This window comes from Candidatus Halocynthiibacter alkanivorans, from assembly GCF_003333265.1.
Lineage (GTDB): Bacteria > Pseudomonadota > Alphaproteobacteria > Rhodobacterales > Rhodobacteraceae > Halocyntiibacter_A > Halocyntiibacter_A alkanivorans.
Map to the genome: position 1 here is coordinate 90677 of NZ_QOLB01000156.1, position 23737 is coordinate 114413.

Below are 23737 nucleotides of genomic sequence, written 5' to 3' on the forward strand. Positions count from 1 at the left end.
TGATCAGTTCAGATCCGCTTAGATTAGGGAAAGGGGACAGGAATATGTCAGCGCCAGCCGATCTTGTTAAACGCGGTCGCAAGTTCGACCAGGTGGTCTCGGGCGCGCGCATTGTATTCCTGCGCGACGGGTTTGAGGGCGCCAGTGTTGATGACATCGCCCGCGAGGCGGCGGTCTCCAAAGCTACGCTCTACAGCTATTTCCCGGACAAACGTGCCCTGTTCATGGAAGCCCTGCTTTACCAGTGTCAGCACCAGACCGTTGCCGATCTGAGCGACATCGACCAGAACCAGCCGCCCGATGTGGTGCTGTACCAGGTGGGGCAGAGCATTCTAGACGTTTTTCTGTCGGTCTCCGGCAAACAGTTTTTCCGCATCGGCCTGGCCGAAAGTGAGCGTTTTCCGGAGTTTGCCGCCGAATTTTATGAATGCGGCCCGCGCAATCTGCGCTTAAAACTCACCCGCTATCTTGCCCGGGCAGTGTCTCTGGGCCACTTGCAGATTGATGATATTGCGCTTGCCTCAGAGCAGTTTGTTGAGCTGTGCAAAGCGCGCTTGTTCAGCCGTTACCTGTTTGGGGTGCAGACCGAGTTCAGTGACAAAGAACGTAAGGATGTGATTGCTGCGGCGGTGGCGATGTTCCTGGCGCGTCACGGCACCGGAACCCGCTGATATCCGGCCGGAGGGCCTGGACCTGCCAAGCCTGAAGACAGAGCTGATGGGTCTGCGGCCCGCAGCGCGTCTGAGCAAGAACCGTTCCGCCAAATCTGGCGCCGCGTTTCTGTCTGCTCTCACCCTGCGCCGGCGTTGCTGCCCCGGCAAGATGGCGCCGGGACAGCTTTGTCTTTGATGGTTTAGTAAATCACCACCGAGCGGATTGATTCACCGGAATGCATCAGATCAAACCCTTTGTTGATGTCAGCAAGCCCCATAGTGTGGGTGATCATCGGATCGATCTCGATCTTGCCTTCCATGTACCAGTCAACGATTTTGGGCACATCGGTCCGTCCGCGCGCGCCGCCAAAAGCGGTGCCGCGCCAGGACCGTCCGGTCACCAACTGGAACGGACGGGTGGAAATCTCTGCTCCGGCTCCCGCCACGCCGATGATGATGCTTTCGCCCCAGCCTTTGTGGGCGGATTCAAGCGCGGTACGCATCACATTGGTATTGCCGGTGGCGTCAAACGTATAATCCGCCCCGCCTTTGGTCAGTGCCACCAGATAGGCCACCAGATCACCGTCCACCTCATTCGGATTGACAAAATCGGTCATACCAAACCGGGTCGCCATTTCAATTTTTGCCGGATTCAGATCCACACCGACGATCTGATCTGCACCGGCGAGACGCAGCCCCTGGATCACATTGAGACCAATTCCACCGAGGCCAAAGACGATGGCAGTGCTGCCGATCTCGACCTTGGCGGTGTTGATCACCGCACCAATACCAGTGGTGACACCGCAGCCGATATAACAGATTTTGTCAAACGGCGCGTCTTCGCGCACCTTCGCCAGCGCGATCTCGGGCACAACCGTGTGGTTGGAGAAGGTCGAACAGCCCATGTAATGCAGGATCGGGTCGCCATCCAGTGTGGTAAAACGCGAGCTGCCATCGGGCATCAGCCCGGCGCCCTGAGTGCTGCGGATCGACTGGCACAGGTTGGTTTTCGGGTTCAGACAATAGTCGCACTCGCGACATTCCGGCGTGTACAGCGGGATCACGTGATCGCCCGGCTTCAGCGAGGTCACCCCGGCACCGACTTCCAGCACCACCCCGGCGCCCTCATGGCCGAGAATGGCTGGAAACAAGCCTTCGGGATCGTCGCCCGACAGGGTAAACTGATCCGTATGACAAATGCCGGTGGCTTTCATTTCCACCAGAACTTCGCCGGCACGGGGGCCCTCAAGGTTGACGTCCATAATTTCAAGCGGCTTACCTGCCTGAACGGCGACGGCGGCTTTGGTTCGCATTTGGGATCCTCCCGTAAATCATATGGTGTTCTGCCGGGCACCATGTCCCGCAATCAGGAAGGAAGTCCAGATGTTCCGCATTATTTTTACGCTCGCGACCCTTGCCATTCCTGGCGCCTGCGCCACCGCTGCTGACCCCCACGCGGCGAGCCGCATCTGCGGTGCCGACAAGGTGCAATATCTGCTGGGTGAGCCCGGCAGCCAGGTGGCGCTTCTGGGCCTGCCGGGGCCGCTGCGCCTGATTGATCCCGGCACTATGGTGACGCAGGATTTCCGCCCGGACCGGATCAATTTTGAAATGGATGAGGCCGGAAATATCCGCCGGATTTCCTGCGGCTGATCGCACGAACAAAGAAAGCCCCGTCCGCAAGGACAGGGCTTTTGTCATTTGAAGCGCAACCTCCCGGGGCCGCGAACTGGGTGGGGGCTGTAAAACCGCGCCCCCGGGAAAATTTGTCGCTACAGTTTCTTTATCGTTCATAAACAGGGCGCCACCAGGGATGTATCGCGGCCAAATCTGCGCTTTTTTGCGGCAAATTGAGGGCGGGACTTGATTTTGCGGGGGCAGAGACGCACCCTATAGGGTATGAAAAGCATTCCGCCCGCTCAGTTTCCGCCGCAGGCTCCGGCCCACGCGGTGCCCCGCGACCAGGTGGTTTTTAACCGGCTCGAAATCGGTTCCCTGATGGGGCTCTATGGCCGCATGGTCGCCGCCGGGGAATGGCGCGATTATGGCATGTCTTTCCTGCGCGAAGTGGCGGTGTTCTCCGTCTTCCGGCGCGCGGCGGAACATCCGCTTTACCGCATCGAGAAACGCCCGGCCCTGCGCCTTAAGCAGGGGCTTTACGCGGTGATTGCGATGGACGGGCATATTCTGAAACGCGGCCATGACCTGCCACAGGTGCTGCGGGTGCTGGAGCGCAAACTGATCCGGTCGGTGAACTGACATCCGCCTGGTGGTCTGATCTGCCTGCTGCATGGGTTTACGCGGAGCACTGGTTTTCCCGCCGGGCTGACTTGCTTGCCAGTCCGACCTGTTCAGAGACGTTTATGCGCTGTCACCGGCCCTTCGCCCTGCGCCTCAATCCGGGCGATGGCGCGCGCGATTGGCTCGTAAGCGACGGCCATATGATGGGCATTGGCGTGGATCAGCGTATCGGCATCCACCACCAGCGCCACGTGGCCGCGCCAGAACAGCAGATCGCCCCGCTGCCAGGGCGTGCCTGGGGCAAGGTCTGTGCCCAGCGCCGCTTGTTGCGCGCCGCTGTCGCCGGGGCAAGCAATACCACAGCCACGCAGCGCCGCCTGGATCAGCCCGGAACAGTCAATGCCGGCAGAAGAATTGCCGCCCCAGAGATAAGGCGTGCCAAAAAACATCTGTGCCAGGGTCACCGGGTCCGTAAATGGGCGATCCAGCGGCCGCAGATGTTTTTTGGGCACAAACCCGGCACTGGTTTCGTAAAACTTTGGCCGCTCATCCAGCACCAGCAGCTGCGCCCCGAAACTCAGCGCGGCAAGCTCTTCCGCTTTGAAATCCGCTTCGGGATATAGATGGGTGGCACGGCTGGCGACCTGATGACTGACCTCACTGTCGGCGCCAAGACAGTCCAGCGCCACATAGCCCGTGTAGCCGTCATGCTCAGCGCTGAGCGGACCATACCCGTCCTGCACATCGCCGGTGAGCCGCACCCGCGCACCCAGCAACAGCTGGCGTTGCCGCCGGCCGGAAGGCGCGTCGCGCAGATCCGCCAGCGGCGTGCGAATGCGCCACCAGCTGCCGCCGGTGAACCCTGGCACCGGTTTCTGCGTCTCAAGACTGTTGTCGGGCGGCTGATGGTCTTCCATGATTACAGCTCCAGCAGGGCGGGCAGCGCCGCCAGCAGGGCGCGGGTGCCCTGCCCCATGCCGCCTTTGGGGCGGGCGGGCAAGGCGGCAGGCTGCCAGCCATAGATGTCAAAATGCATATAGCGCTCAGACTCAGTCACGAAGCGGCGCAGGAACAGCGCGGCGGTGATGGTGCCGGCGAAACCGCCTTTGGGCGCATTGTCCAGATCCGCGACGCCGGGTTCGATCATCTTCTCATAGGGTTCATGGAACGGCAGCCGCCAGACCGGGTCCGCCACCTGATGCGCGGCGGATTGCACCGCCAGCGCGTCGGCTTCATCGCCGGCGAAAAACGGCGCCAGGTCAGGGCCGACCGCAACACGCGCAGCCCCGGTCAGTGTCGCCATGGAGATGATCAGATCCGGGCAGTCTTCATCCGCCAGCGCCAGCGCATCGGCCAGCACCAGCCGGCCTTCGGCATCGGTGTTGTTGATTTCAACCGTCAGGCCTTTGCGTGACGTGAGAATGTCCTGGGGACGGAACGCAGCGCCTGACACAGCGTTTTCCACCGCGGGAATCAGCACCCGCAACTGAAGCTTCAGCCCCAGCGACATGATCATATGCGCCAGTCCCAGCACTGCTGCGGCGCCGCCCATGTCCTTTTTCATCAGCCCCATCGAGGCGCCGGGTTTCAGGTTCAGACCGCCAGTGTCAAAACAAACCCCCTTGCCCACCAGGGTCAGCGTCGGGCCGGTATCGCCCCAGCGCATATCGATCAGCCGCGGCGCCCGTGGCGAAGCGCGCCCCACCGCGTGGATCATCGGAAACCCCTGGGACAGCAAAGCTTCGCCCACGGTGACAGAGACTTTGGCACCATGATCCGCGGCCAGTTGGCGCGCCGCCGTCTCCAGCTCAGAAGGTCCCATATCGGAAGATGGCGTATTGATCAGGTCCCGGGTCAGAGCTTCGCCCGCCGCGATGATCTCCAGCGCCGCTGCGTCCACGCCTGTTGGCGCCACCAGACGGGCCCCGGGCCGGGGTGCATGTGCATACCGGTCATAGCGATAGCCTGCCAGCAACCAGCCCAGCGCCGCCTCGTTCAGATCGTCGCCTTCAAGCTCTGCGTGCAGCACATAGGTTCCGGCGGGTAATTTGGTCCGCGCCGCCGCCAGCGCAAAACGTCCGCGGGCGCGGGCGCGGGCATCGCCAAGACCGGCCACAGCAAAAGCAGCTGCGCCGTCCTTGTCCGGCACCAGGGCAACTTCGCCGATGCCTGCAGAAAACTCCAGCATATCAAGCCAGTGGCGCGCCTGGGGCGTTTGCCCGGCGCGCCAGTCTGCCAGCGTTTCTTTGCTCAGCGCATAAAGTGGTAAAGCGTCGTCAGAGGCGGGCGCGAATTGCAGGGGCATCGGCGGTTCCTTGGCATGTCAATACAGACCTCAGATTAGCCGGCTGCCGCGCACCTGCAAGAGGCATCAGACCGAAAGGTCCTGTAAATCCCACACTGCAATCAGCGATCCTTCCCCGATCCGGGTCAGCCGCGTCACCGTCGCCGCCAGCGCAGTGCCTTTATCGGTGACCGCCAGGGCGCTGACCTGCCCTGCCACGCGGGCAAATGCGACCATGCCGATCTGCTCGGAAATGGCCACCATTGAGCGCGACACCCGCCGCACCTCTTCCATGTCACTGCGTTTCCACGCCTTGCCCACCTTGGCCAGACGCACCGCAAGTTCCTCCATCGCACGCGAGATTACATCTTCCGCGCCGCGCGACCCTAATTGCACGTACAAGTGCTCCAGCTTTTCACGGTCTAACCGTACTGGTTCATCAAATCTCAGATGTGTTACCATCTTAATTCACCCCAATTACTCACTGCCCCTCACGGACCGCTCCACTGTGACGGCACTGAAAAAACAAAAGGTTGAGGCCCAACTGAAATATCTCTCGAAATTCCTGAAAACCTTCACTAAATTCATCTAAGATTTGAACGAGGACGGACCATGAGCGACCTGACACTGGCCAAACCCCTGCCGAGCTATCTGGTACAGCGCTATCACGGCTGGCGCGCCACCATGTACAGCGAGAACAAAGCCTGGTACCGCCGGCTCGCGAGCGAGGGCCAGCGCCCGCGTGCGATGCTGATCAGCTGCTGTGACAGCCGGGTGCACGTGACGCAAATATTTGGCGCCGACCAGGGCGAATTTTTCATTCACCGCAACATTGCCAACCTGGTACCGCCCTTTAATCCGGACGGGGATGTGCATGGCACGTCGGCGGCAGTGGAATATGCAGTGCGCTATCTGAAGGTCGCCCATATCGTGGTACTGGGCCATTCCAATTGCGGCGGGGTTCAGGGCTGCCATGACATGTGCAGCGGCGACGCGCCTGAACTGGAAGATCAAAGCTCTTTTGTTGGCCGCTGGATGGACATTTTACGGCCAAAATATGAGATAATCAAAGATATTGAGGATCCGGAGACCCGCACCCGTGCGCTGGAAAAACAGTCGGTTATGGTGTCACTGGAGAACCTGCTGAGCTTTCCGTTTGTCCGCGAAGCGCTGGAGGCCGAGCAGATGACGCTGCATGGTTTGTGGACCGATATCGGCGAAGGCGGGCTGGAACAATACGACCCCGTGAGCGACAGCTTTGTGGTGATTTAGAGCGCTGTGGTGATCCGGGCCAGTGTGGACAAGCCGCTGGCCCGGATCAGACAGGCAGGGACCGGCAGGACGCGCTGCAGATCGTGCCGCGCGTGACCTGGGCATATGCCTGGCACCATATGCCCGCCGGAGATTCGCCCCGGCGCAGCATAAGCTGGCTGGTTTGACCGGTGCAGCCGGGGCAATCACGGGCGATTGGAAACCGGTGACTGGCCTTCTGTACCGGCCCCTGCTGATATGACTGGAACACAGATTGCCGGTCCGGCACCCGCGAATATCGCTAAAATGCCACGGAAAACCATCGCCTCACGCCACGGGTCAGCAAAAATCAGCGTTAACAGTCCGCTACACTTTACAACCACCGCGTGTGTATATGGATAAAACTGCACGCAATGATGGGAAGTTGTGAACTGACGGGCGGCAGAGAGCGCAGCGCGCGCCGGGAGACGAATCACCCGGCGCTGCACCGGTCAGGTTCAGCGCAGTAATTTATCCAGCGGCCAGGTGATGGTATGGCGCAGCTGAACTTTGCGTTTGCCGCCTGCCTGCAGGGTGAAATCCCAGGCCAGAATGCCCTTGCGCCCGTCCAGATCCTGCACATCGGCAGCCGGGTCGGCCTGATAGGTGATCTCGAGATCCTCCTGTTCCGAATAGGGCACACGATCGATCAGCCGCAGATCCCAGGCCCGCCCGGTCAGGTTGCTGACGGTAATTTCTGCCTCTTCCACGCGTTCATTGCTGCGGCTGATAAAGCCCGCGTCGCCGGTATTGCGGTCCAGCACACGGCGCTCCAGTCGGATGCCGTTTATCGGCCCGAACCCCAGTTCCGTGCTGTCGCCCGCCACCAGCAGGTCAAGCTGTTGCGACCCCGTCATCGTGCCATCGACATAGAGAAAGGCGGTGCCGGGCAGAATTGGCTCAGCGCTGCTGTTGGTGAATTCCGCGACGATAAAGGCAGTCTGATCTTTGCGCGGAACGGCCTGGGCGGTGACTTTGCCGTCAAACGACAGCTGGCCCAGAGACAGGCGCAGCGCGTCTGCCTGGTCGGCAATCGAATAACGCCCCTCCAGCGCATATTCCACCACCAGCCCACCGGCCACCTGGCGTGGCGGCGGTGCGGCGCCCCTGGCGGCATCCATCGCCATTTCTTCCATCACCGGAGCCTGCGCGATCCGCGACAGCGGCTTGAATTCCGGCTCATCAAAGATCTGGTAGAGTTGCTTTGGCAAAAATCCCGGCGCGCTGCGCCCGCTCAGTTGGGCGGTGGACAGCGTCACTTTGATGTCCTGCCAGTTTTCACCACTGTTCTGGAAGACCTTCACGCCGCGCTCAACACTGACAGCACCAGTGACCGGATCCAGTTCGATATCATAGACCGGCTCCCAGCCGGCCCATTCAACCGGGGTTTTCATGCGGAGCACAGCGTCGGTGTCAGCGTCGGCAGTGACCTGAACCGCGACATAAGAACGGGCGCGCGAACCGGGGCGCAGAGCGGCAAGCGCTGCCTCGGCACGTTTCAGCTCCTCTGAGAGATCCTCCAGCGCCGGGTCCAGCCCTTCAGCGCGGATTTCTGCCGCCTGAGCAGCCTGGTCTGCGGCCAGCGTTTCACTACTGACAAGCCCGGCGAGATCGCGCAGGGTGTCCAGCGGCAGCACTGCCATGCCTTCAGAGCGCCCCAGCTGGGCCACGAAACTCTTGCGGGCCTCTGCGGCGGCAACTTCCAGCAGGATTGCCTGCTGATCACGTTCCTGTTTGCGGATCAAGTCTTTGATGCGTTCAATTTCGGCCTCGGCAGCGGTGACGGCCTGCGATTTCGCCGGGTCCTGGGGGGGCACAAAATCATTGCGTGTGGTGACTGCACCGGTCCGGACACCGTCGATATCAATGCGCAGCCCTTCAAAATAAGCATCTCTGGGCAGGCCGGTCAGGATCAGCTGATGGGTGCCGGCGGGGATCGAAACTTCAGCGCTGCGCGACACCCAGGCGCCGCCCGGGTAGACCGTCGCCAACTGGATTTCCGGCGCGACGAGGATTTCATCGGCCTGGGCTGTACCGGCGATTGCCAGCATCACGGTGAGAAGGGGAAAAGAATAACGCATCAAAATGACTCCACTCAAACAAGTTTAAGGGAGCGTTGCGCAGGCACCGGTAAAACGCAAGAGGGCGCCCGGAGGCGCCCTCAATATCAGCAACTCATTGCAGAGCTGCGGCATGTAACCCGGCGGGATTCAGCCTTTTTTCAGGATCCGGCGGCCCAGCAGTTCGGCGATCTGAACCGCGTTCAGCGCCGCGCCTTTGCGCAGGTTGTCGGAGACACACCAGAAGTTCAGACCGTTGTCGATGGTGCTGTCCTGACGGATGCGCGATACAAACGTGGCGAAATCACCGACACATTCGACCGGCGTGGCGTAACCACCGTCTTCGCGTTTGTCGATCACCAGGATGCCGGGTGCTTCGCGCAGGATGTCGCGGGCTTCATCTTCGTCCAGAAAGTCTTCGGTCTCGATATTGATCGCTTCCGAATGGCCGACAAACACCGGCACGCGCACACAGGTGGCGGTGACTTTGATGCTCTTGTCGATGATCTTCTTGGTCTCGGCGACCATCTTCCACTCTTCTTTGGTGGAGCCATCATCGAGGAACACGTCGATATGGGGAATCACGTTGAAAGCGATCTGCTTGGTAAAGGTCTTTGGCGGTTTGTTATCAGTCGGGTTGTAGATCGACTTGGTTTGATCCCACAGCTCGTCGATACCGGATGTGCCCGCGCCGGACACCGACTGGTAGGTCGAGACCACCACGCGTTTGATTGTGGCACGGTCATGCAGCGGTTTCAGCGCCACAACCATCTGCGCGGTCGAGCAGTTGGGGTTGGCGATAATGTTTTTCTGCGCATAGCCTACGATCGCGTCCGGGTTCACTTCCGGCACGATCAGCGGCACCTGGGGGTCATAGCGGTACAGCGAGCTGTTATCGATGACAACACAGCCAGTGGCGGCCGCTCTGGGCGCGTATTTTTTGGTGGCGTCAGAGCCGATCGCAAACAACGCGATATCCCAACCGGTGAAGTCAAACGTGTCGAGATCAAGTGTCTTCATCGTCTTGTCGCCAAAGCTGACTTCGGTTCCCAGAGACTTGCGGGACGCCAGAACGGCGATCTCATCTACGGGGAATTCGCGTTCAGCGAGAATGTTCAGCATTTCGCGGCCCACATTACCTGTGGCACCGACGACGGCGACTTTGTAGCCCATGTGGCTCTCCTTCATCTCGTTTAGCATGGGACGGGTGTCTGCCGGGGCAGACGCGGCCTGATAGCGGAATTTGACGCCAGGGGAAAGGGTCAGCGCATCGCAATCAGGTGGAATCTGTCATCCCGGGCGATCAAATCCTGCACAAAGGCGCTTTCCGAGCTGAAATCATGCGGCACCTGGTCGGCGCGGCGGCTGCCCGACAATGACTGGCTGGCGAAAAAATCGAATCCATAAAGGGTGATTTGTGCCGACTCGGTGGTAGCAAGCAGGTCGATCAACATCGCCCCGGTGGTCGGCGCCCCGCCCAGCCGCGTTTGCAGGGCGCGAAAGGCGGTCAGCGGGTAGAGATAGAAATCGGCCCGGCGCGCGATCTTCAGGGACAGCCGTTTGCGCTTGGGCGACATCCAGAGAATGCGTGCAGGGCTGATACGCTCCAGCTTTGCGTCCGGCAGCGATGTTGCCAGCGCCAGCCAGGTGGTGCGGCTGCCATGAGACCGCGCGGAGGGCATCGGTGCCCGGTTGATGCGGATCACGATGTCCGCAGCGTCAATCGCCGCCCCCTGGTCCGTCTCCGCCAGCGCCCGCGCGTTGCCGACAAGCGCCACGGATTTGCCTTCCAGCTCCTCCATCAGATCCACCACGGACACCGACCATGGCAGCAGAGTATCCTGTTTGCGTCGCCGCCGTTGCAGCGCAAAGATCAGTCGCGTCAGCAGACCTGCGGGTTTCAGCGCTGGCTTTTTCTGCGAGTCGCCAGCGCGTAATGCGGCAGCGGCTGCAGCCCAGGAGTCCTGTTCATCGCCCATCATGCCTGTTCCAAAAGATCACGATAGATGGCGATCAGACGTTCGGCTTCGCCTTCAATGCGGAAATGCGCCAGCACATGCGCCCGTGCGGCGCTTGCCCCTGCCACCATGCGCTCCGGATCCGCAAGCCAGGCCATGCTGGCCTCTGCCAGCGCCGCGACATCGTCACGCGCCACCAGCGTGCCCACCGCACCATCCGCAAGCAGTTCTTCAAAGGCGCCGACCCGGGTGGCGACGCAGGGCACGCCACAGGCCATCGCCTCCAGCGGTGTCAGGCCAAAGCCTTCCCAACGTTGAGGCGCCACGAACAGATCAAGCACCTGATACCAGGCCGCGACCTGATGCACCGGCACTTCCGGCAGAAACAGGATGCGCTCTGCCAGGCCTTCTGCCGCCACGCGTTTTTTCAGCCCGTCCAGAAAGGCCGTGTGTTTTTCGGTCGCCCGCCCCATCACCAGCGCAGTGTGGCCAGGCAGGTCCGGCAGGATGCGGATCATTGCATCGACAAAAGCGTCGGTGCCTTTCTGGTGCCGGATCCGGCCATAACAGCCGATCAGCACGTCATCGGGCAGGCCGAGTTTCTGGCGCAGCGCAGTCCGGTCGCCGGCCGGCTGAAAATCATCGGTATTGATACCGTGATGGCTGACCGTGGCGTCGCACTCCAGATAGGATTGCGTTTTATGCGAAGTGGCGATCACCGCGTCCATCCGGGAGATCAGCCATTTGGTATAGCCGCTGTGCTGGCGCTGAGAGGCCGAAGTGAACAGGAGTTTCAGCTTGCTGCGGAACAGGTTTTTCAGCACCAGCCCCAGCAGCATTTCCACATTGCGCCGTGCATGCCAGACGCGGGTGCGCCGCGACAGGAACGGCAGTTTCCAAAGCGCGATATGGGGCAAATAGTCCGGCAGCCCAGGCCCGGTGGCCACCACGCCCATTTGTTCGGCCTGGATTGGCACCAGGCGCACAATAGTCGAAGTCACACCAGAGAGGCGGCGTTTCAGATTGGGGGCGATCACCTCGATGGACCCGGTGGGTATCCGGGCTGGTGCGCCTGCTGTTTTCCGGTCTGGGTTCTGGGCTGGCATGGTGAGATCCTTGTATCCGCCCTGATATCTACCCGCCGCCCGTGCTGCTGGGAAGCGCAATCGACGCCCGCTTCAGGCCGAATTCAACAGCAGGCTGGTTTCAGAGTTCAGCACACCCGGGATATCGCGGATTTTACGCAGCACCTGGTCAAAGCTGCGCAGATCGCTGGCCCGGATCTCGGCGACCAGATCCCAGGCGCCATTGGTAGAATGCAGCGCATGCACATGGGGGATGGCGCGCAGGCTGCGCACCACCGAGCGCGACATCGAGCCCTGCAGCTCAATGGTGGTGATCGCGCGCACCATTTCGCGGTCCTCCAGATCGGTTTCGATGGTAAAACGACGGATGGTGCCGCTCTCCACCAGCCGGTCGAGCCGCGATTTCACCGTAGCGCGCGCCACGCCGGTGGCCTGGGCCAGTTCGGTGACCGAGGCACGCGCGTTGCGCTTCAGCGCCGCCAGCAGCCGGTGATCGGTTTCGGTGATTTCAGTCATACGCGCCCAATCTGCAAGAATACCCCGCCAAAATGCACCATTGAGCGTGCAATTTGAACATATTTCTCACTTTTGCACTGCATTTCGACAAGTCATCCTTGGGACAAGACCGTGACACAGGAAAATCAGATGACAAAACAATGCCATATCCTTGGCGCCCCGGTACAGACCGGCGCCTCTCAGCCCGGCTGCCTGATGGGGCCGGCAGCGCTGCGCACAGCCGGGCTGGGCGACACGATCGCTTCGCTGGGCTGGCAGGTCACCGATCTGGGCGATCTGGCCCAGATTGCTGACCCGGTCGCAGACCATCAGAACGGCGCGGTGCACAACCTGGCCGAAACCGTGGGCTGGACCCGGATCCTGACCGAGGCCGCCTGTCAGGCCGCACGCGACTCTGACCTGCCGGTGTTTCTGGGCGGCGACCATTCTATGGCCGCCGGCACTGTCGCCGGGCTGGCGCGGTACGCCGCCGAGCAGGACCGGCCTTTGTTTGTGCTCTGGCTCGATGCCCATCCCGATCTGCACACGCCGGACAGCACCACCAGCGGCCATCTGCACGGCACGCCGGTGGCCTATTTCACCGGCCAGCAGGGATTTGACGATTTCCCGGCCCTGAGCCATGCGGTGGACCCGAAGAACATCTGTATGATGGGCATCCGCTCGGTCGATCCGGCCGAGGGCAAACGCATCAACGAGATCGGCGTCGCCGTGCATGATATGCGCGCCATTGATGAGCACGGGATTATCAACCCGCTGCGCGCTTTCCTGAATCGGGTGGTGGAAGCCAACGGCATGCTGCATGTCAGCTTTGACGTAGATTTTCTCGACCCGTCGATCGCACCCGCTGTCGGCACCACCGTGCCCGGTGGCGCGACGTTCCGCGAAGCGCACCTGATCATGGAAATGCTGCATGATTCCGGGCGCGTCACCTCGCTGGACCTGGTGGAGCTGAACCCGTTTCTGGACGAGCGCGGCCGCACCGCCAAGTTGTTGACCGACCTCGCCGCCAGCCTGTTCGGCCGCAAGGTTCTGGACCGCAAAACCAAGAGCTTCTGACCGGCGCTGCCCGTGCCCCGGCCGACACTGGCCGGGGCACGGACGTAAACATTCAAACCCTGCCCGGGGACACGCGCGACCACGCGGGATCCGCCGGCACCAGGGGACACGAACCATGAGGACACTATGAGCAAACCTACCCCTTCTGATCTGGCCATGGTGCCATTCGTTTCTGTCGACAACATGATGCGCCTGGTGCATGCGGTCGGGCTTGAATGCGTGCTGCGCGAACTGGCGGACTATATCGAGAGCGACTTTTCCCGCTGGCAGGAATTTGACAAGACCCCACGGGTGCCGTCCCATTCCAAAGACGGTGTCATTGAGCTGATGCCCACCGCGGATGCCGAAAATTACGGTTTCAAATACGTCAACGGCCATCCCGCCAATATGAAACGCGGTTTTCAGACCGTGACCGCTTTTGGCGTGCTGTCGGCGGTGTCCAACGGCTATCCCATCCTGTTCACCGAAATGACCATCCTGACCGCGCTGCGCACCGCCGCCACCTCGGCGCTGATGGCGAAATACCTTGCCCCCAAAGGTGCCCGGGTGATGGCGATGATCGGCAATGGCGCCCAGTGCGAATTCCAGGCGCTGGCGTTTAAGGAAATCGTCGGTATCGACACGGTACGCCTGTATGACATCGATCCCGAAGCCACCGCCAAAGCGGCAAAAAATCTGCAGGGCACCGGGCTGAAGGTGGTCTCCTGTTCCAGCGCCGAAGCGGTGGTCGAAGGCGCACAAATCATCACCACCTGCACCGCCGACAAACAGAACGCCACCGTGCTGACCGACAATATGGTTGGGGCCGGCGTGCATATCAACGCCATCGGCGGCGACTGTCCGGGCAAGACCGAGCTGCACCGCGACATCCTGACCCGCTCTGACATCTTCGTGGAATACCCGCCCCAGACGCGGGTTGAGGGCGAGATCCAGGCGCTGGCCGACGATCATCCGGTGACCGAGCTGTGGCAGGTGATCCGGGGCGAAGCCGAAGGCCGTACCGATCCGCGTCAGATCACCCTGTTTGACAGTGTTGGTTTTGCCATCGAAGACTTCAGCGCCCTGCTCTATGTGCATGCCAAAATCAAAGACACCGATTTCTTTGAACCGCTGGACATGCTGGCCGATCCCGATGATCCGCGCGATCTGTTCGGCATGGTGAACCGGGCGAAATAAGCGAAAGCACCCGAAACCGGAAGCGCTCGGTTTCTGCGCGCCGGCCCGCCAGGGCCGGCGCGTTCTTATGTTGCTGGACGCAACCTCACATGGGATGCGGCAAGCCCCCGGCAGCTTGCACGTCGAAATTGCGGATTCCGATGCCTGTGCAGGGCCGGGCGCCGTACCCCCGCGGCGCTTGCTTTGAACCACAGCACCGGCTTGCCGACGCTGACGTGCCGCGCACTCTGGCGTAGAGCAACAGGCAAATCCCCCCTCACTCTGCCGCGAAATACCACGTCTTCTGCGCGCCGGCCCGCCAGGGCCGGCGCGCCCTCCCGTTGCTGGTCGTCACCTTCCCAGTGGCGTGCAGACATTTTGGCACCCATCAAAGATCTTCATTTGCATTCCGGCGGATGACACGCCACTCTCCGCCTCAAAACGCCGCCCGGCGGTGGTCTGTAATTTGCGAAGAAGGAATACCCTCATGTCCATTACCAATGCGATGCTGTCGCGGCTGAAAGATGCAAGCCTGCTGCGGGCCGAAGGATATATCGGCGGCGAATGGGTCAGCCAGGGTCTGAACCGGGATCTGGCGCCGGATCAGCGTAGTTTTGAGGTCAGCAACCCGTCCAACGGTGAACTGCTGGCCACTTTGCCCGAAATGGGCGCGGCCGATACACGCGCAGCCATTGAAGCGGCCTATGTGGCGCAGAAAGATTGGGCGGCACGCCCGGCGCCGGACCGCGCCAATCTGCTGCGCGCGTTGAATGACCTGGTGGTGGAAAACGCCGATGATCTGGCCACCATCATCACCGCAGAAATGGGCAAACCCTGGGCAGAAGCCCGCGGCGAAGTGCTCTATGGCGCCTCTTATATTGCATGGTTCGCGGAAGAGGCCCGCCGGGTCTATGGCGACATCATCCCTGCGCCGTCCAGCGACCAGCGGGTGCTGGTCAGCAAGCAGCCAATCGGGGTGACCGGCGCCATCACACCGTGGAATTTCCCCTCGGCAATGCTGGCGCGCAAAATTGCGCCAGCGCTGGCGGCGGGCTGTGCCATGGTCTCTAAACCAGCTGAACAGACGCCTTTGTCAGCGATCGCGCTGACGGTGCTGCTGGAACGCGCGGGCATTCCCGGCGCGCTGTGCCCGCTTATTCTGGGCACCGACGGGCCCGGCATTGGTCAGGAAATGTGCAGCAACGACAAGCTGCGCAAACTCTCTTTCACCGGCTCGACCCAGGTCGGTCGCATCCTGATGCGTCAGGGCGCCGATCAGATCATGAAACTGTCGCTTGAGCTGGGCGGCAACGCCCCCTTTATCGTGTTTGATGACGCCGATATTGATGCGGCGGTCGCCGGCGCGATGATCTCAAAATACCGCAACAACGGCCAGACCTGCGTCTGCGCCAACCGGATCTATGTCCAGGCCGGGGTCTATGATGCTTTTGCCGCCAAGCTGAAACTGGCGGTCGATGCATTGAAAGTCGGCGACGGGTTTGAAGACGGTGTCACCACCGGCCCGATGATTGACGGCGGCGGGCTGAACAAAGTCGAAGCCCATATCAAAGACGCGCTGGAAAAAGGTGCAACCCTGTTGACCGGCGGTAGTCGTTCTGACGCGGGGGAGCTGTTCTTTGAGCCCACCATCCTGACCGGGGTCACCAGCGAGATGCTGCTGGCGCGCGAAGAAACCTTCGGCCCATTGGCACCGCTGTTTAAGTTCGACACCACGGATGAGGTGATCAAAGCCGCCAATGACACCGAATTCGGCCTCGCTGCCTATTTCTATACCCGCGACATGTCGCGGGTGTTCCGGGTCTCGGAAGCGCTGGAATACGGTATCGTCGGCGTCAACACCGGGCTGATTTCCAATGCCACCGCGCCGTTTGGCGGGGTCAAACAATCGGGTCTGGGGCGTGAAGGCTCCAAATACGGGCTCGAGGATTATATGGAGATCAAATACGTCTGCCTTGGCGGTGTCTGATTGCCCTCCAAACGCCTCAGGGAAACAGCCGCTGCGCATCGCCCGGGCGCCAGGGAATTTGCCCCGGCGCCTGTCGCGGTTGTTTGACCATTTCATTCTGATCACCGGCGCTTTGATCATGTCGCTGCCGGTGCTGGTGATTTTCATGTCCTCGACCTGGGGCGGTGGCCGGGTCAGCCGTGACGGGTTGCAGATCACTCCGGGGGACAAGTTTTTTGAAGTTTATGGCGGGTTGTTTTCTGGTGAACCAGTGTTTTCCGGCCTGGCCAATGTCTATACGATGCTGGGCAATACGCTGGCTATCGCGCTTGGTTTTACCCTGCTGAAAACCCTGGTCAGCCTGCTTGCAGCCTATGGGCTGGTCTATTTCCGGCCGCGCTGGGGATCGCTGTGGTTCGGGCTGATTGTGCTGACCATGTGGTTCCCGGTGGAGACCCGGTTTCTGCCGACCTTTCTGGTGACCCAGAAACTGGGCCTGCTCAACACCTATGCCGGAGTGGTGCTGCCTTTGGTGGCCACCGGATATGGCACGCTGCTGTTCCACCAGTATTTCCGCACCGTGCCCGATGAATTGCTCGAAGCGGCCAAGATGGACGGGGTCGGGCCAATGCGGTTCCTGTGGCAGTTTCTGGTGCCAATCTCGGTGCCGATGATCACCGCCCTGGTTGTGATCTTTTTTGTCATGGGCTGGAACCAGTATTTCTGGCCGATCCTGATTGCCACCAGTTCTGAGGGTATGATCACGCTGGTGCATGGCATTCAGCGCGCCGGCACCGGCGACAGCACCGGCATGGCGCTGGCGATCGTCGCACTGCTGCCACCGGCGGTGCTGGTGATTGTATTGCAACGTTTTATCGTGCGCGAGTTCGTCGCCGTCACCCATTGAGAAGATGACGTGCGACGGGCTGCCGCTCAGTCCTCGTCTTCGAGCGGATGGAAACAGGCGGCCAGATGATCGCCAAGGTCCGTGCCCGCGCCGTCCCCGGCGCCGGTAAGCACCGGGCGGGTGCTGCGGCATTTCTCGCTCGCGCGCCAGCAGCGCGGGTTAAAGGCGCAGCCCTGTGGCAGGTTCATCGGCGATGGCAGTTCGCCGCTCAGCTTGATACGTTTTGATTTTCGGGTCGGGTCGGCCACCGGCGTCGCAGAAAGCAACGCCTTGGTATAGGGGTGACGCGGCTGGCTGAACACCGTCTCCATACTGCCTTGTTCCACCGGTTTGCCCAGATACATCACCATCACATCATCGGCAAAGTGGCGCACCACCGACAGGTCGTGGCTGATAAAGAGATAGGCCAGGTCCAGCCGGTCCTGCAGATCCACCAGCAGGTTGAGGATCTGGCTCTGGATCGACAGGTCGAGCGCAGAGACCGGTTCATCCAGAACGAGGATTTTCGGGTCCAGCATCAGGGCACGCGCCACCGCGATGCGCTGGCGCTGGCCGCCGGAAAACATATGCGGATAGCGGTCGAAATGTTCTTCGCGCAGCCCGACCATGGCGATCATGTCGCGGGCGCGTGTCTCGCGCTCCTTCGCAGATATATCGGGACGGTTGATCAGCAGCGGCTCCATCAGAGTTTTGCCGATCGACTGACGCGGGTTCAGCGAGCCATAGGGGTCCTGGAAGACGATCTGCACTTTGGCGCGCAGCTCTTTGTTGCCCTGTGCGAGCTTTTCGCCGATCGCGTCGCCTTCAATTTCCAACGCGCCTTCGGTGGCCTGTTCGATCATAGTGACCACCCGGGCCAGGGTGGATTTGCCGCAGCCGGATTCCCCGACCACCGCCAGCGTGCGCCCCGGCGTCAGCGTGAAACTGGCACCGTCCAGCGCCCGCACCGTGGAAGATTTGGAAAACATGCCACCGCCGACCTCATAGTGGCGTTTCAGATCTCGCGCGATCAGGATCGGTTTTTTTGCCACCTGTTTGTTCTCCGCCTGTCTCTTGTCCATCTGATTTTGCAGTACCTGGCTCATCAGCTGGCCTCCTTGTTCAGCGGCGCACCGTCCACCAGCGGATAGTGGCACAGCACCGAGCCAAGCTCCTGACCTGCCCGGCCCGGCGGTTGGGATTTACAGCGCGCATCGGCAAACTGACAGCGCGGCGAAAACAGACAGCCCTGCGGTCGGTCAAACTGGCCCGGCACCACGCCGGGAATGGTGGGCAGATGGCGGCTTTGGGCACGTTCGGGAAGTGCTGCCAGAAGTGCTGTGGTATAGGGGTGATGCGGGTTGGCGAACAATTTATCCACCATCTGTTCTTCGACCCGCTGGCCGGCATATTGCACCATCACCCGGTCGACGGTCTCGGCCACCACACCCATGTCATGAGTGATCAGGATCAGCGCCATATCGGTGGTCTCCTGCAAATCGGTCAGCAGATCGAGGATCTGTGCCTGAATGGTCACATCCAGCGCTGTTGTCGGTTCATCCGCGATCAGAAGTTTCGGTTTGCAGGCCAGCGCCATCGCAATCATCACCCGCTGTGACATGCCGCCCGACATCTGATGTGGAAAAGCGCTGAGACGTTTTTCCGGGTCGGGAATGCCGACCTGGGTCATCAGTTCCACTGCGCGGGTGTGGCGTTCGCGCCGCCCCATGCCCATGTGGATACGCAGGGTTTCTTTGATCTGATACCCAACGTTGAAACAGGGGTTCAGCGAGGACATCGGTTCCTGAAAGATCATCGAGATGTCTTTACCAACGATCTGCCGGCGGGCTTTGGCGCTCAGGCTGCGCAGGTCGTGGCCGTCAAACTCCATCTTGTCAGCGGTGATATTGGCGGTCCAGGGCAACAGCCCCATCACCGCCAGCATCGACACCGATTTGCCGGAGCCGGATTCGCCTACAATGGCCAGCAGGTCGCCATTCTCGACAGTGACATCGACTGAATCCACCGCCCGGAACAAGCCGGAGGCGGTGCGGAATTCGACAGTGAGGTTGCGGATTTCTAACAGGGACATGGCTCAGCTCCGCTTTAGTTTCGGATCAAGCGCGTCACGCAGACCGTCGCCCATCAGGTTGATCGCCAGCACCGTGATCAGGATGCAGAGACCGGGCAGCGTCACCACCCACCAGGCGCGCAGGATAAATTCACGCGATTCAGCCAGCATTGTTCCCCATTCCGGGGTTGGTGGCTGCGCGCCCATGCCCAAAAAGCCCAGCGCGGCGGCGTCCAGCACCGCAGTGGAAAAGCTCAGCGCCGCCTGCACGATGATCGGCCCGAGGCAATTGGGCAGCACAGTTTTGAACATCACCCGCGCGGTGGAGGCGCCCGCAACCTGGGCGGCGGTGACATAGTCTTTGGTGCGTTCCGTCATCACCGCGGCGCGGGTCAGGCGCACAAAATGCGGCTGCAGCACCACCGAGATCGCGATCATCGCATTGATCAGCGACGGGCCCAGGATCGCCACCAGCACCAGCGCCAGCAACAGCGAAGGAAAGGACAGCACGATATCCATCAACCGCATGATCAGCGTATCGATCCAGCGCGGCGAAAAACCGGCGATCACACCGATGCCAACGCCGAAAAACGTCGCCAACGACACCACGACAACCCCGATAAAGAACGAATAACGGGCGCCATGCAGCAGGCGCGAGACCATATCCCGGCCCAGCGGGTCGGTGCCCAGCGGGAAGGCCCAGCTGCCACCCTCTTCCCAGACCGGCGGCTGCAACAGAAAGTCGCGGAACTGCTCAGAGGGGGAATGCGGCGCCAGCAGCGGCGCGAAAATGGCGATAAACAGGAACAGCAGGAACACATAAAACCCGGCAACGGCGCCGCGGTTCTCGGAAAAATAACTCCAGAATTCACGCAGCGGACCGGGGGGGGCGATGGGGGTGGCCAGGGTGGTGTCAGCGTCGGTATTATTGTCGGTCATCACACTCAGCCTTTACGGATTTTGGGGTTGATAAAGCCGTAAAGCAGATCAACGATCAGGTTCACGATCATCACGATCGCGGCAATCAGCATCAGCCCGCCCTGCACCGCCTGGTAGTCGCGGCGGAAGATCGAGTCGACCATCCATTTGCCGATGCCCGGCCAGCTGAAAATGGTTTCGGTCAGGATGGCGCCGGCCAGCAGCGTGCCCACTGAGAGGCCTATCACCGTGATCACCGGGATCATCGCATTGCGCAGCGCATGGATGCCGTTGACGCGCGCCGGGGACAGGCCTTTGGCCCGCGCGGTGCGCACATAGTCTTCGCCCAGCACTTCCAGCATGGCGGAGCGGGTCTGGCGCGCAATCACCGCCAGCGGGATCGTCGCCAGCACGATGGTTGGCAGGATCAGGTGGCTGACGGCAGAGGCAAAGGCGCCTTTTTGCCCGGAGAGCAGGCTGTCGATCAGCATAAATCCGGTGACATCGTCAAAGAAGAACATCAGAGAGATCCGGCCAGACACCGGCGTCCAGCCCAGCCCGGAAGAGAAGGTGATGATCAGCAACAGCGCCCACCAGAAGATCGGCATCGAATAGCCGATCAGCGCCGTGGTCATCAGCGCCTGATCAAAAAGCTTACCGCGGTTCACCGCCGCAATCACCCCGGCCGGAATGCCCAGCGCCACCGCCAGAATCATAGCGGTGATGGACAGTTCAAGTGTCGCCGGGAACAGGGTGAAAAATTCATCCAGTACCGGACGTTTGGTGGAAAAAGATACGCCAAAATCGCCGGACAGCACGCCGCCGAGGTATTCGATATATTGCCTCCACAGCGGCTGATCAAAGCCGAATTTCGCCAGCAGCTGTGCATAACGCTCGGGGGACACACCGCGTTCCCCCGCCAGCAGAAGAATCGGATCGCCCGGCAACAGGCGGACGAACGCAAAAGAAACAACCGTCACGCCCAGAAAGGTGGGCAGGAAGGTCGACAGACGCCTGAGCAGAAATAAAAGCATTTTACGAGCCGATTCAGTGGGGGCCGGAGCCCGGAATTAAAGATGTGCTGTGCCGCACCCCGGGTCTGACAGTGCCAGTTCTCCCGGTGTCCGGCCGCATTGGCCTGGCGAAATCTCTGATCGTACAGTGTAGCACAGGCGCTGGCTGCGATCTCTGCGGCAGTGAGCCCAGCCCTCTGGCCAGGGTCTCTGGCCAGGATCTCTGGCCGCAAGCTCTGGATGCGGGGCCAGCCACCTGGTCAGACTCAACAGGGCCGGGAAAACCCGGCCCTGCGTGACAGTGCAACGTTAGTTGACGCTCACACCGTAGAAGATATGGCCGCCAAACGGATCGATCCGGTAGTCGGACACTTCTTTGCGCACAGGCTCAAACACCACCGAGTGGGCGATGGTGGCCCAGGGTGCCTGGTCTTTGAACACGGTCTGCGCCTGCTCATAGATCGCAGTACGCTCCGCCGCATCCGAGGTCACTTTCGCAGCCTGGATCAGGTCTTCAAACGGCTGATAGCACCACTGCGCCCGGTTGGAACCGCCAACCCCGTCACAGCCCAGAAGCACTGCGAGGAAGTTGTCGGGATCGCCATTGTCCCCGGTCCAGCCCAGCAAAACGGCACCAGCACGGTCGATCTCTTTTGAGCGGGCCAGGTATTCGCCCCACTCGTAAGACACGATTTCAACCTCTACACCGACCTTGGCCATGTCTTCCTGCAGCAATTCGGCCATGCGGCGCGCATTAGGGTTATAGGGGCGCTGTACTGGCATCGCCCAGATTTCCATCTTCAGATCGGTGACCCCTTCGGCTGCAAGCGCAGCTTTGGAAGCAGCCGGATCATACATGTCGTCCATGGTGGCTTCATTGTAAGACCAGATGGTCGGCGGGATCGGGTTTTTGGCAATTTTGCCAGCGCCCTGGAACACCACGTCAATGATCGCCTGTTTGTTGATCGCCTGGTTCAGCGCTTTACGCACCTTGGGATTGTCAAACGGTGCGACCTGGGTGTTATAGGCCAGATAACCCACGTTCAGACCCTCAGAGGACATCAGATTGATGTCATCGTTGGCGCGGATAATGTCCAGCTCAGCCGGGTTCGGATAAGGCATGATCTGGCATTCACCCGCCACCAGTTTCTGATATCGCACCGAGGCATCGGGTGTAATCGCAAACACCAGATTGTCGATCGCAGCTTTGCCCTGCCAATATTCCTCATGGGCGCGATAACGGATCACCGCGTCTTTCTGATAGGCGACAAACTCAAACGGGCCGGTGGCGATGGGCATCTGATTGAGCATTTCCGGCGTACCGGCCGCCATCATCGCATCGGCGTATTCCTTGGACATAATGGACGCAAAATCCATGCCCAGATTGGCAATCATCGGCGCTTCCGGCGCGGTCAGCGTCATGCGAACCGTATAGTCATCGACCTTTTCGATCGACTCAAGCAGGTCTGGCATACCCATGCCGTTGAAATATTCCCAGGTGCCGCCGGACACATTGAAATAGGGGTTTGAATCATCCATCTGACGCATGAAAGAAAAAATCACGTCATCGGCGTTAAAATCACGCGTTGGAGTGAAATAATCCGTGGTCTGGAATTTCACACCTTTGCGCAGAGTAAAGGTAAAAACCTTACCATCGTCAGAGACGTCCCAGCTTTCGGCCAGGGCGGGAACGATGTTGGTGCCGCCGCGCTCGAACTCAACCAGACGGTTGTAGACGTTTTTCGCAGACGCATCGAAAGTCGTTCCGGAAGTGTAGAGCGCCGGGTCAAACCCTTCGGGCGATCCTTCGGAACAGTAGACGAGGGTCGCCGCCGAAACGGAAGTCCCCACCAGTGCCGCAACAGCCGTCACCGCCACGCGTTGTATTATCTTTTTCATTTAACAAATTCCTCTTCTGTCAGACTTAAACCAGCCTGTTTCACTAAACGGTCTTTTTTGTTATTTTTTCCGCCCTTTATTAGAACCGCCACAGGAGCCAGACGGCAGGTTCAGTGCCGCAAACTCATGGGGGAGCCTGGCAGGGGAGAAGCTTTCAGACAAGATCAGCGTCAAAAAAAAACCACCTGACGCACGGTCAGGCCATGATGCGCCCGTACAGTAAGGCGTTTCAGCACCGCGCAGGGTGTAATCGCTGCAGAAATTGCAACCAAAATCAGGGCTTCAGGGGCGGCGGCGACGCAAATCAGCATCAGGACCGGCCCGGACCGCATCAGGCAGGTTGCAACCTGAGCATGCGAAGACACCCCGTGCTCTGCAGACCTGTCTGTCGTTCGGGCACCTGAATGTGACGCCGCATTTGCAGCCCGCTTCGCAGAATAAGAGAAAAAAATACTCCGCCGGTGGCAGATGTGACGCCCGCCGATACGCGACACTGTTGCGCCTTTCGCGGCAAGTCAGCTCACTCTGCGGCCCCGCACCGGCATCCCCACCGCCGTGATCGGGCCGGATGATTATCAGCGCCGCACCGGCCGGCGGCGGAGGGCTGGCCCGCGGCTGGCGCCGAAAGCTGCGTCGGGCGCTGCCGTTTTTTATGGCCGCCTTTTTCACGCCCGATTTTTCATCCC

General features: G+C 60.6%; 22 protein-coding genes. 8 read left to right on the plus strand and 14 right to left on the minus strand.

Features of this window, described 5'->3' with window-relative positions:
- The first annotated feature begins 44 nt into the window (after positions 1-44).
- Positions 45-671: a TetR/AcrR family transcriptional regulator gene (locus DWA01_RS20660; protein ID WP_114287692.1), complete on the plus strand. Its 627-nt coding sequence runs from the start codon at positions 45-47 to the stop codon at positions 669-671.
- Positions 672-853: 182 nt separating this feature from the next.
- On the opposite strand, the gene DWA01_RS20665 is transcribed toward DWA01_RS20660, so the two are convergent.
- Positions 854-1966, minus strand: coding sequence for an S-(hydroxymethyl)glutathione dehydrogenase/class III alcohol dehydrogenase (locus DWA01_RS20665; RefSeq protein ID WP_114287693.1), 1113 nt, complete (start codon positions 1964-1966; stop codon positions 854-856).
- Between the two features lie 70 nt (positions 1967-2036).
- On the opposite strand from DWA01_RS20665, the gene DWA01_RS20670 reads away from it, so the two are divergent.
- Both DWA01_RS20670 and DWA01_RS20675 read left to right on the plus strand, forming a co-directional pair.
- Positions 2037-2306, plus strand: coding sequence for an I78 family peptidase inhibitor (locus tag DWA01_RS20670; RefSeq protein WP_160116087.1), 270 nt, complete (start codon positions 2037-2039; stop codon positions 2304-2306).
- A 246-nt stretch (positions 2307-2552) separates the two neighbouring features.
- Positions 2553-2912, plus strand: a complete 360-nt coding sequence (locus tag DWA01_RS20675; protein WP_114287695.1) for a DUF2794 domain-containing protein — start codon at positions 2553-2555, stop codon at positions 2910-2912.
- A gap of 92 nt (positions 2913-3004) precedes the next feature.
- On the opposite strand, the gene DWA01_RS20680 is transcribed toward DWA01_RS20675, so the two are convergent.
- The 3 genes from DWA01_RS20680 to DWA01_RS20690 all read right to left on the minus strand — a co-directional run bounded on the left by DWA01_RS20680 (position 3005) and on the right by DWA01_RS20690 (position 5574).
- Positions 3005-3811, minus strand: coding sequence for a C40 family peptidase (locus tag DWA01_RS20680; protein ID WP_114287696.1), 807 nt, complete (start codon positions 3809-3811; stop codon positions 3005-3007).
- A gap of 2 nt (positions 3812-3813) precedes the next feature.
- Complete coding sequence (locus tag DWA01_RS20685; protein WP_114287697.1) at positions 3814-5199, minus strand: leucyl aminopeptidase family protein; 1386 nt, start codon at positions 5197-5199, stop codon at positions 3814-3816.
- 66 nt (positions 5200-5265) lie between these two features.
- Positions 5266-5574, minus strand: a complete 309-nt coding sequence (locus DWA01_RS20690; RefSeq protein WP_235008638.1) for a hypothetical protein — start codon at positions 5572-5574, stop codon at positions 5266-5268.
- A gap of 225 nt (positions 5575-5799) precedes the next feature.
- Between DWA01_RS20690 and DWA01_RS20695 the strand changes: the two genes are divergently transcribed.
- On the plus strand, positions 5800-6450 hold the full coding sequence (locus DWA01_RS20695) for a carbonic anhydrase (protein ID WP_114287722.1): 651 nt from the start codon (positions 5800-5802) through the stop codon (positions 6448-6450).
- A 476-nt stretch (positions 6451-6926) separates the two neighbouring features.
- Here DWA01_RS20695 and DWA01_RS20700 read toward each other — a convergent pair whose 3' ends face one another.
- The 5 genes from DWA01_RS20700 to DWA01_RS20720 all read right to left on the minus strand — a co-directional run bounded on the left by DWA01_RS20700 (position 6927) and on the right by DWA01_RS20720 (position 12087).
- A complete protein-coding gene (locus tag DWA01_RS20700) occupies positions 6927-8549 on the minus strand; it encodes a DUF4139 domain-containing protein (RefSeq protein ID WP_114287699.1) in 1623 nt (540 codons plus the stop codon).
- 129 nt (positions 8550-8678) lie between these two features.
- On the minus strand, positions 8679-9701 hold the full coding sequence (locus DWA01_RS20705) for an aspartate-semialdehyde dehydrogenase (RefSeq protein ID WP_114287700.1): 1023 nt from the start codon (positions 9699-9701) through the stop codon (positions 8679-8681).
- Positions 9702-9790: 89 nt separating this feature from the next.
- Positions 9791-10510 carry a glycosyltransferase family 29 protein gene (locus DWA01_RS20710; RefSeq protein WP_336470021.1) on the minus strand — a complete coding sequence of 240 codons (720 nt, stop codon included), beginning with the start codon at positions 10508-10510 and terminating at the stop codon, positions 9791-9793.
- Positions 10507-11592: a glycosyltransferase family 4 protein gene (locus DWA01_RS20715; protein ID WP_114287701.1), complete on the minus strand. Its 1086-nt coding sequence runs from the start codon at positions 11590-11592 to the stop codon at positions 10507-10509. The genes DWA01_RS20710 and DWA01_RS20715 overlap by 4 nt, the downstream gene beginning before the upstream one ends.
- A gap of 72 nt (positions 11593-11664) precedes the next feature.
- Positions 11665-12087 carry an Lrp/AsnC family transcriptional regulator gene (locus DWA01_RS20720; protein WP_200832633.1) on the minus strand — a complete coding sequence of 141 codons (423 nt, stop codon included), beginning with the start codon at positions 12085-12087 and terminating at the stop codon, positions 11665-11667.
- 129 nt (positions 12088-12216) lie between these two features.
- Between DWA01_RS20720 and rocF the strand changes: the two genes are divergently transcribed.
- The 4 genes from rocF (at position 12217) to DWA01_RS20740 (ending at position 17171) form a co-directional block, all read left to right on the plus strand.
- The gene (rocF, locus tag DWA01_RS20725) at positions 12217-13143 is read left to right on the plus strand and encodes an arginase (RefSeq protein ID WP_114287702.1); all 927 of its coding nucleotides are present in this window, start codon (positions 12217-12219) and stop codon (positions 13141-13143) included.
- Between the two features lie 126 nt (positions 13144-13269).
- Positions 13270-14319: an ornithine cyclodeaminase gene (locus tag DWA01_RS20730; RefSeq protein WP_114287703.1), complete on the plus strand. Its 1050-nt coding sequence runs from the start codon at positions 13270-13272 to the stop codon at positions 14317-14319.
- A 466-nt stretch (positions 14320-14785) separates the two neighbouring features.
- A complete protein-coding gene (locus DWA01_RS20735; protein ID WP_114287704.1) occupies positions 14786-16285 on the plus strand; it encodes an NAD-dependent succinate-semialdehyde dehydrogenase in 1500 nt (499 codons plus the stop codon).
- 79 nt (positions 16286-16364) lie between these two features.
- A complete protein-coding gene (locus tag DWA01_RS20740) occupies positions 16365-17171 on the plus strand; it encodes a carbohydrate ABC transporter permease (RefSeq protein WP_160116088.1) in 807 nt (268 codons plus the stop codon).
- Positions 17172-17197: 26 nt separating this feature from the next.
- Here DWA01_RS20740 and DWA01_RS20745 read toward each other — a convergent pair whose 3' ends face one another.
- The 5 genes from DWA01_RS20745 to DWA01_RS20765 form a co-directional block, all read right to left on the minus strand.
- Positions 17198-18232, minus strand: coding sequence for an ABC transporter ATP-binding protein (locus DWA01_RS20745; RefSeq protein ID WP_114287725.1), 1035 nt, complete (start codon positions 18230-18232; stop codon positions 17198-17200).
- Between the two features lie 23 nt (positions 18233-18255).
- On the minus strand, positions 18256-19242 hold the full coding sequence (locus tag DWA01_RS20750) for an ABC transporter ATP-binding protein (protein ID WP_114287706.1): 987 nt from the start codon (positions 19240-19242) through the stop codon (positions 18256-18258).
- Between the two features lie 3 nt (positions 19243-19245).
- Entirely contained in the window at positions 19246-20160 is a 915-nt protein-coding gene (locus DWA01_RS20755) for an ABC transporter permease subunit (protein WP_114287707.1), read from the minus strand.
- Positions 20161-20165: 5 nt separating this feature from the next.
- Complete coding sequence (locus DWA01_RS20760; protein WP_114287708.1) at positions 20166-21173, minus strand: ABC transporter permease subunit; 1008 nt, start codon at positions 21171-21173, stop codon at positions 20166-20168.
- Positions 21174-21461: 288 nt separating this feature from the next.
- Entirely contained in the window at positions 21462-23051 is a 1590-nt protein-coding gene (locus tag DWA01_RS20765) for an ABC transporter substrate-binding protein (protein WP_114287709.1), read from the minus strand.
- Between the last annotated feature and the right edge of the window lie 686 nt (positions 23052-23737).

Coding starts and splice junctions, on each gene's coding strand:
- DWA01_RS20660 (WP_114287692.1), top strand. CDS start 45: ATGTCAGCGCCAGCCGATCTTGTTAAACGCGGTCGCAAGTTCGACCAG.
- DWA01_RS20665 (WP_114287693.1), bottom strand. CDS start 1,966: ATGCGAACCAAAGCCGCCGTCGCCGTTCAGGCAGGTAAGCCGCTTGAA.
- DWA01_RS20670 (WP_160116087.1), top strand. CDS start 2,037: ATGTTCCGCATTATTTTTACGCTCGCGACCCTTGCCATTCCTGGCGCC.
- DWA01_RS20675 (WP_114287695.1), top strand. CDS start 2,553: ATGAAAAGCATTCCGCCCGCTCAGTTTCCGCCGCAGGCTCCGGCCCAC.
- DWA01_RS20680 (WP_114287696.1), bottom strand. CDS start 3,811: ATGGAAGACCATCAGCCGCCCGACAACAGTCTTGAGACGCAGAAACCG.
- DWA01_RS20685 (WP_114287697.1), bottom strand. CDS start 5,199: ATGCCCCTGCAATTCGCGCCCGCCTCTGACGACGCTTTACCACTTTAT.
- DWA01_RS20700 (WP_114287699.1), bottom strand. CDS start 8,549: ATGCGTTATTCTTTTCCCCTTCTCACCGTGATGCTGGCAATCGCCGGT.
- DWA01_RS20705 (WP_114287700.1), bottom strand. CDS start 9,701: ATGGGCTACAAAGTCGCCGTCGTCGGTGCCACAGGTAATGTGGGCCGC.
- DWA01_RS20710 (WP_336470021.1), bottom strand. CDS start 10,510: ATGATGGGCGATGAACAGGACTCCTGGGCTGCAGCCGCTGCCGCATTA.
- DWA01_RS20715 (WP_114287701.1), bottom strand. CDS start 11,592: ATGCCAGCCCAGAACCCAGACCGGAAAACAGCAGGCGCACCAGCCCGG.
- DWA01_RS20720 (WP_200832633.1), bottom strand. CDS start 12,087: ATGACTGAAATCACCGAAACCGATCACCGGCTGCTGGCGGCGCTGAAG.
- rocF (WP_114287702.1), top strand. CDS start 12,217: ATGACAAAACAATGCCATATCCTTGGCGCCCCGGTACAGACCGGCGCC.
- DWA01_RS20730 (WP_114287703.1), top strand. CDS start 13,270: ATGAGCAAACCTACCCCTTCTGATCTGGCCATGGTGCCATTCGTTTCT.
- DWA01_RS20735 (WP_114287704.1), top strand. CDS start 14,786: ATGTCCATTACCAATGCGATGCTGTCGCGGCTGAAAGATGCAAGCCTG.
- DWA01_RS20745 (WP_114287725.1), bottom strand. CDS start 18,232: ATGGACAAGAGACAGGCGGAGAACAAACAGGTGGCAAAAAAACCGATC.
- DWA01_RS20750 (WP_114287706.1), bottom strand. CDS start 19,242: ATGTCCCTGTTAGAAATCCGCAACCTCACTGTCGAATTCCGCACCGCC.
- DWA01_RS20755 (WP_114287707.1), bottom strand. CDS start 20,160: ATGACCGACAATAATACCGACGCTGACACCACCCTGGCCACCCCCATC.
- DWA01_RS20760 (WP_114287708.1), bottom strand. CDS start 21,173: ATGCTTTTATTTCTGCTCAGGCGTCTGTCGACCTTCCTGCCCACCTTT.
- DWA01_RS20765 (WP_114287709.1), bottom strand. CDS start 23,051: ATGAAAAAGATAATACAACGCGTGGCGGTGACGGCTGTTGCGGCACTG.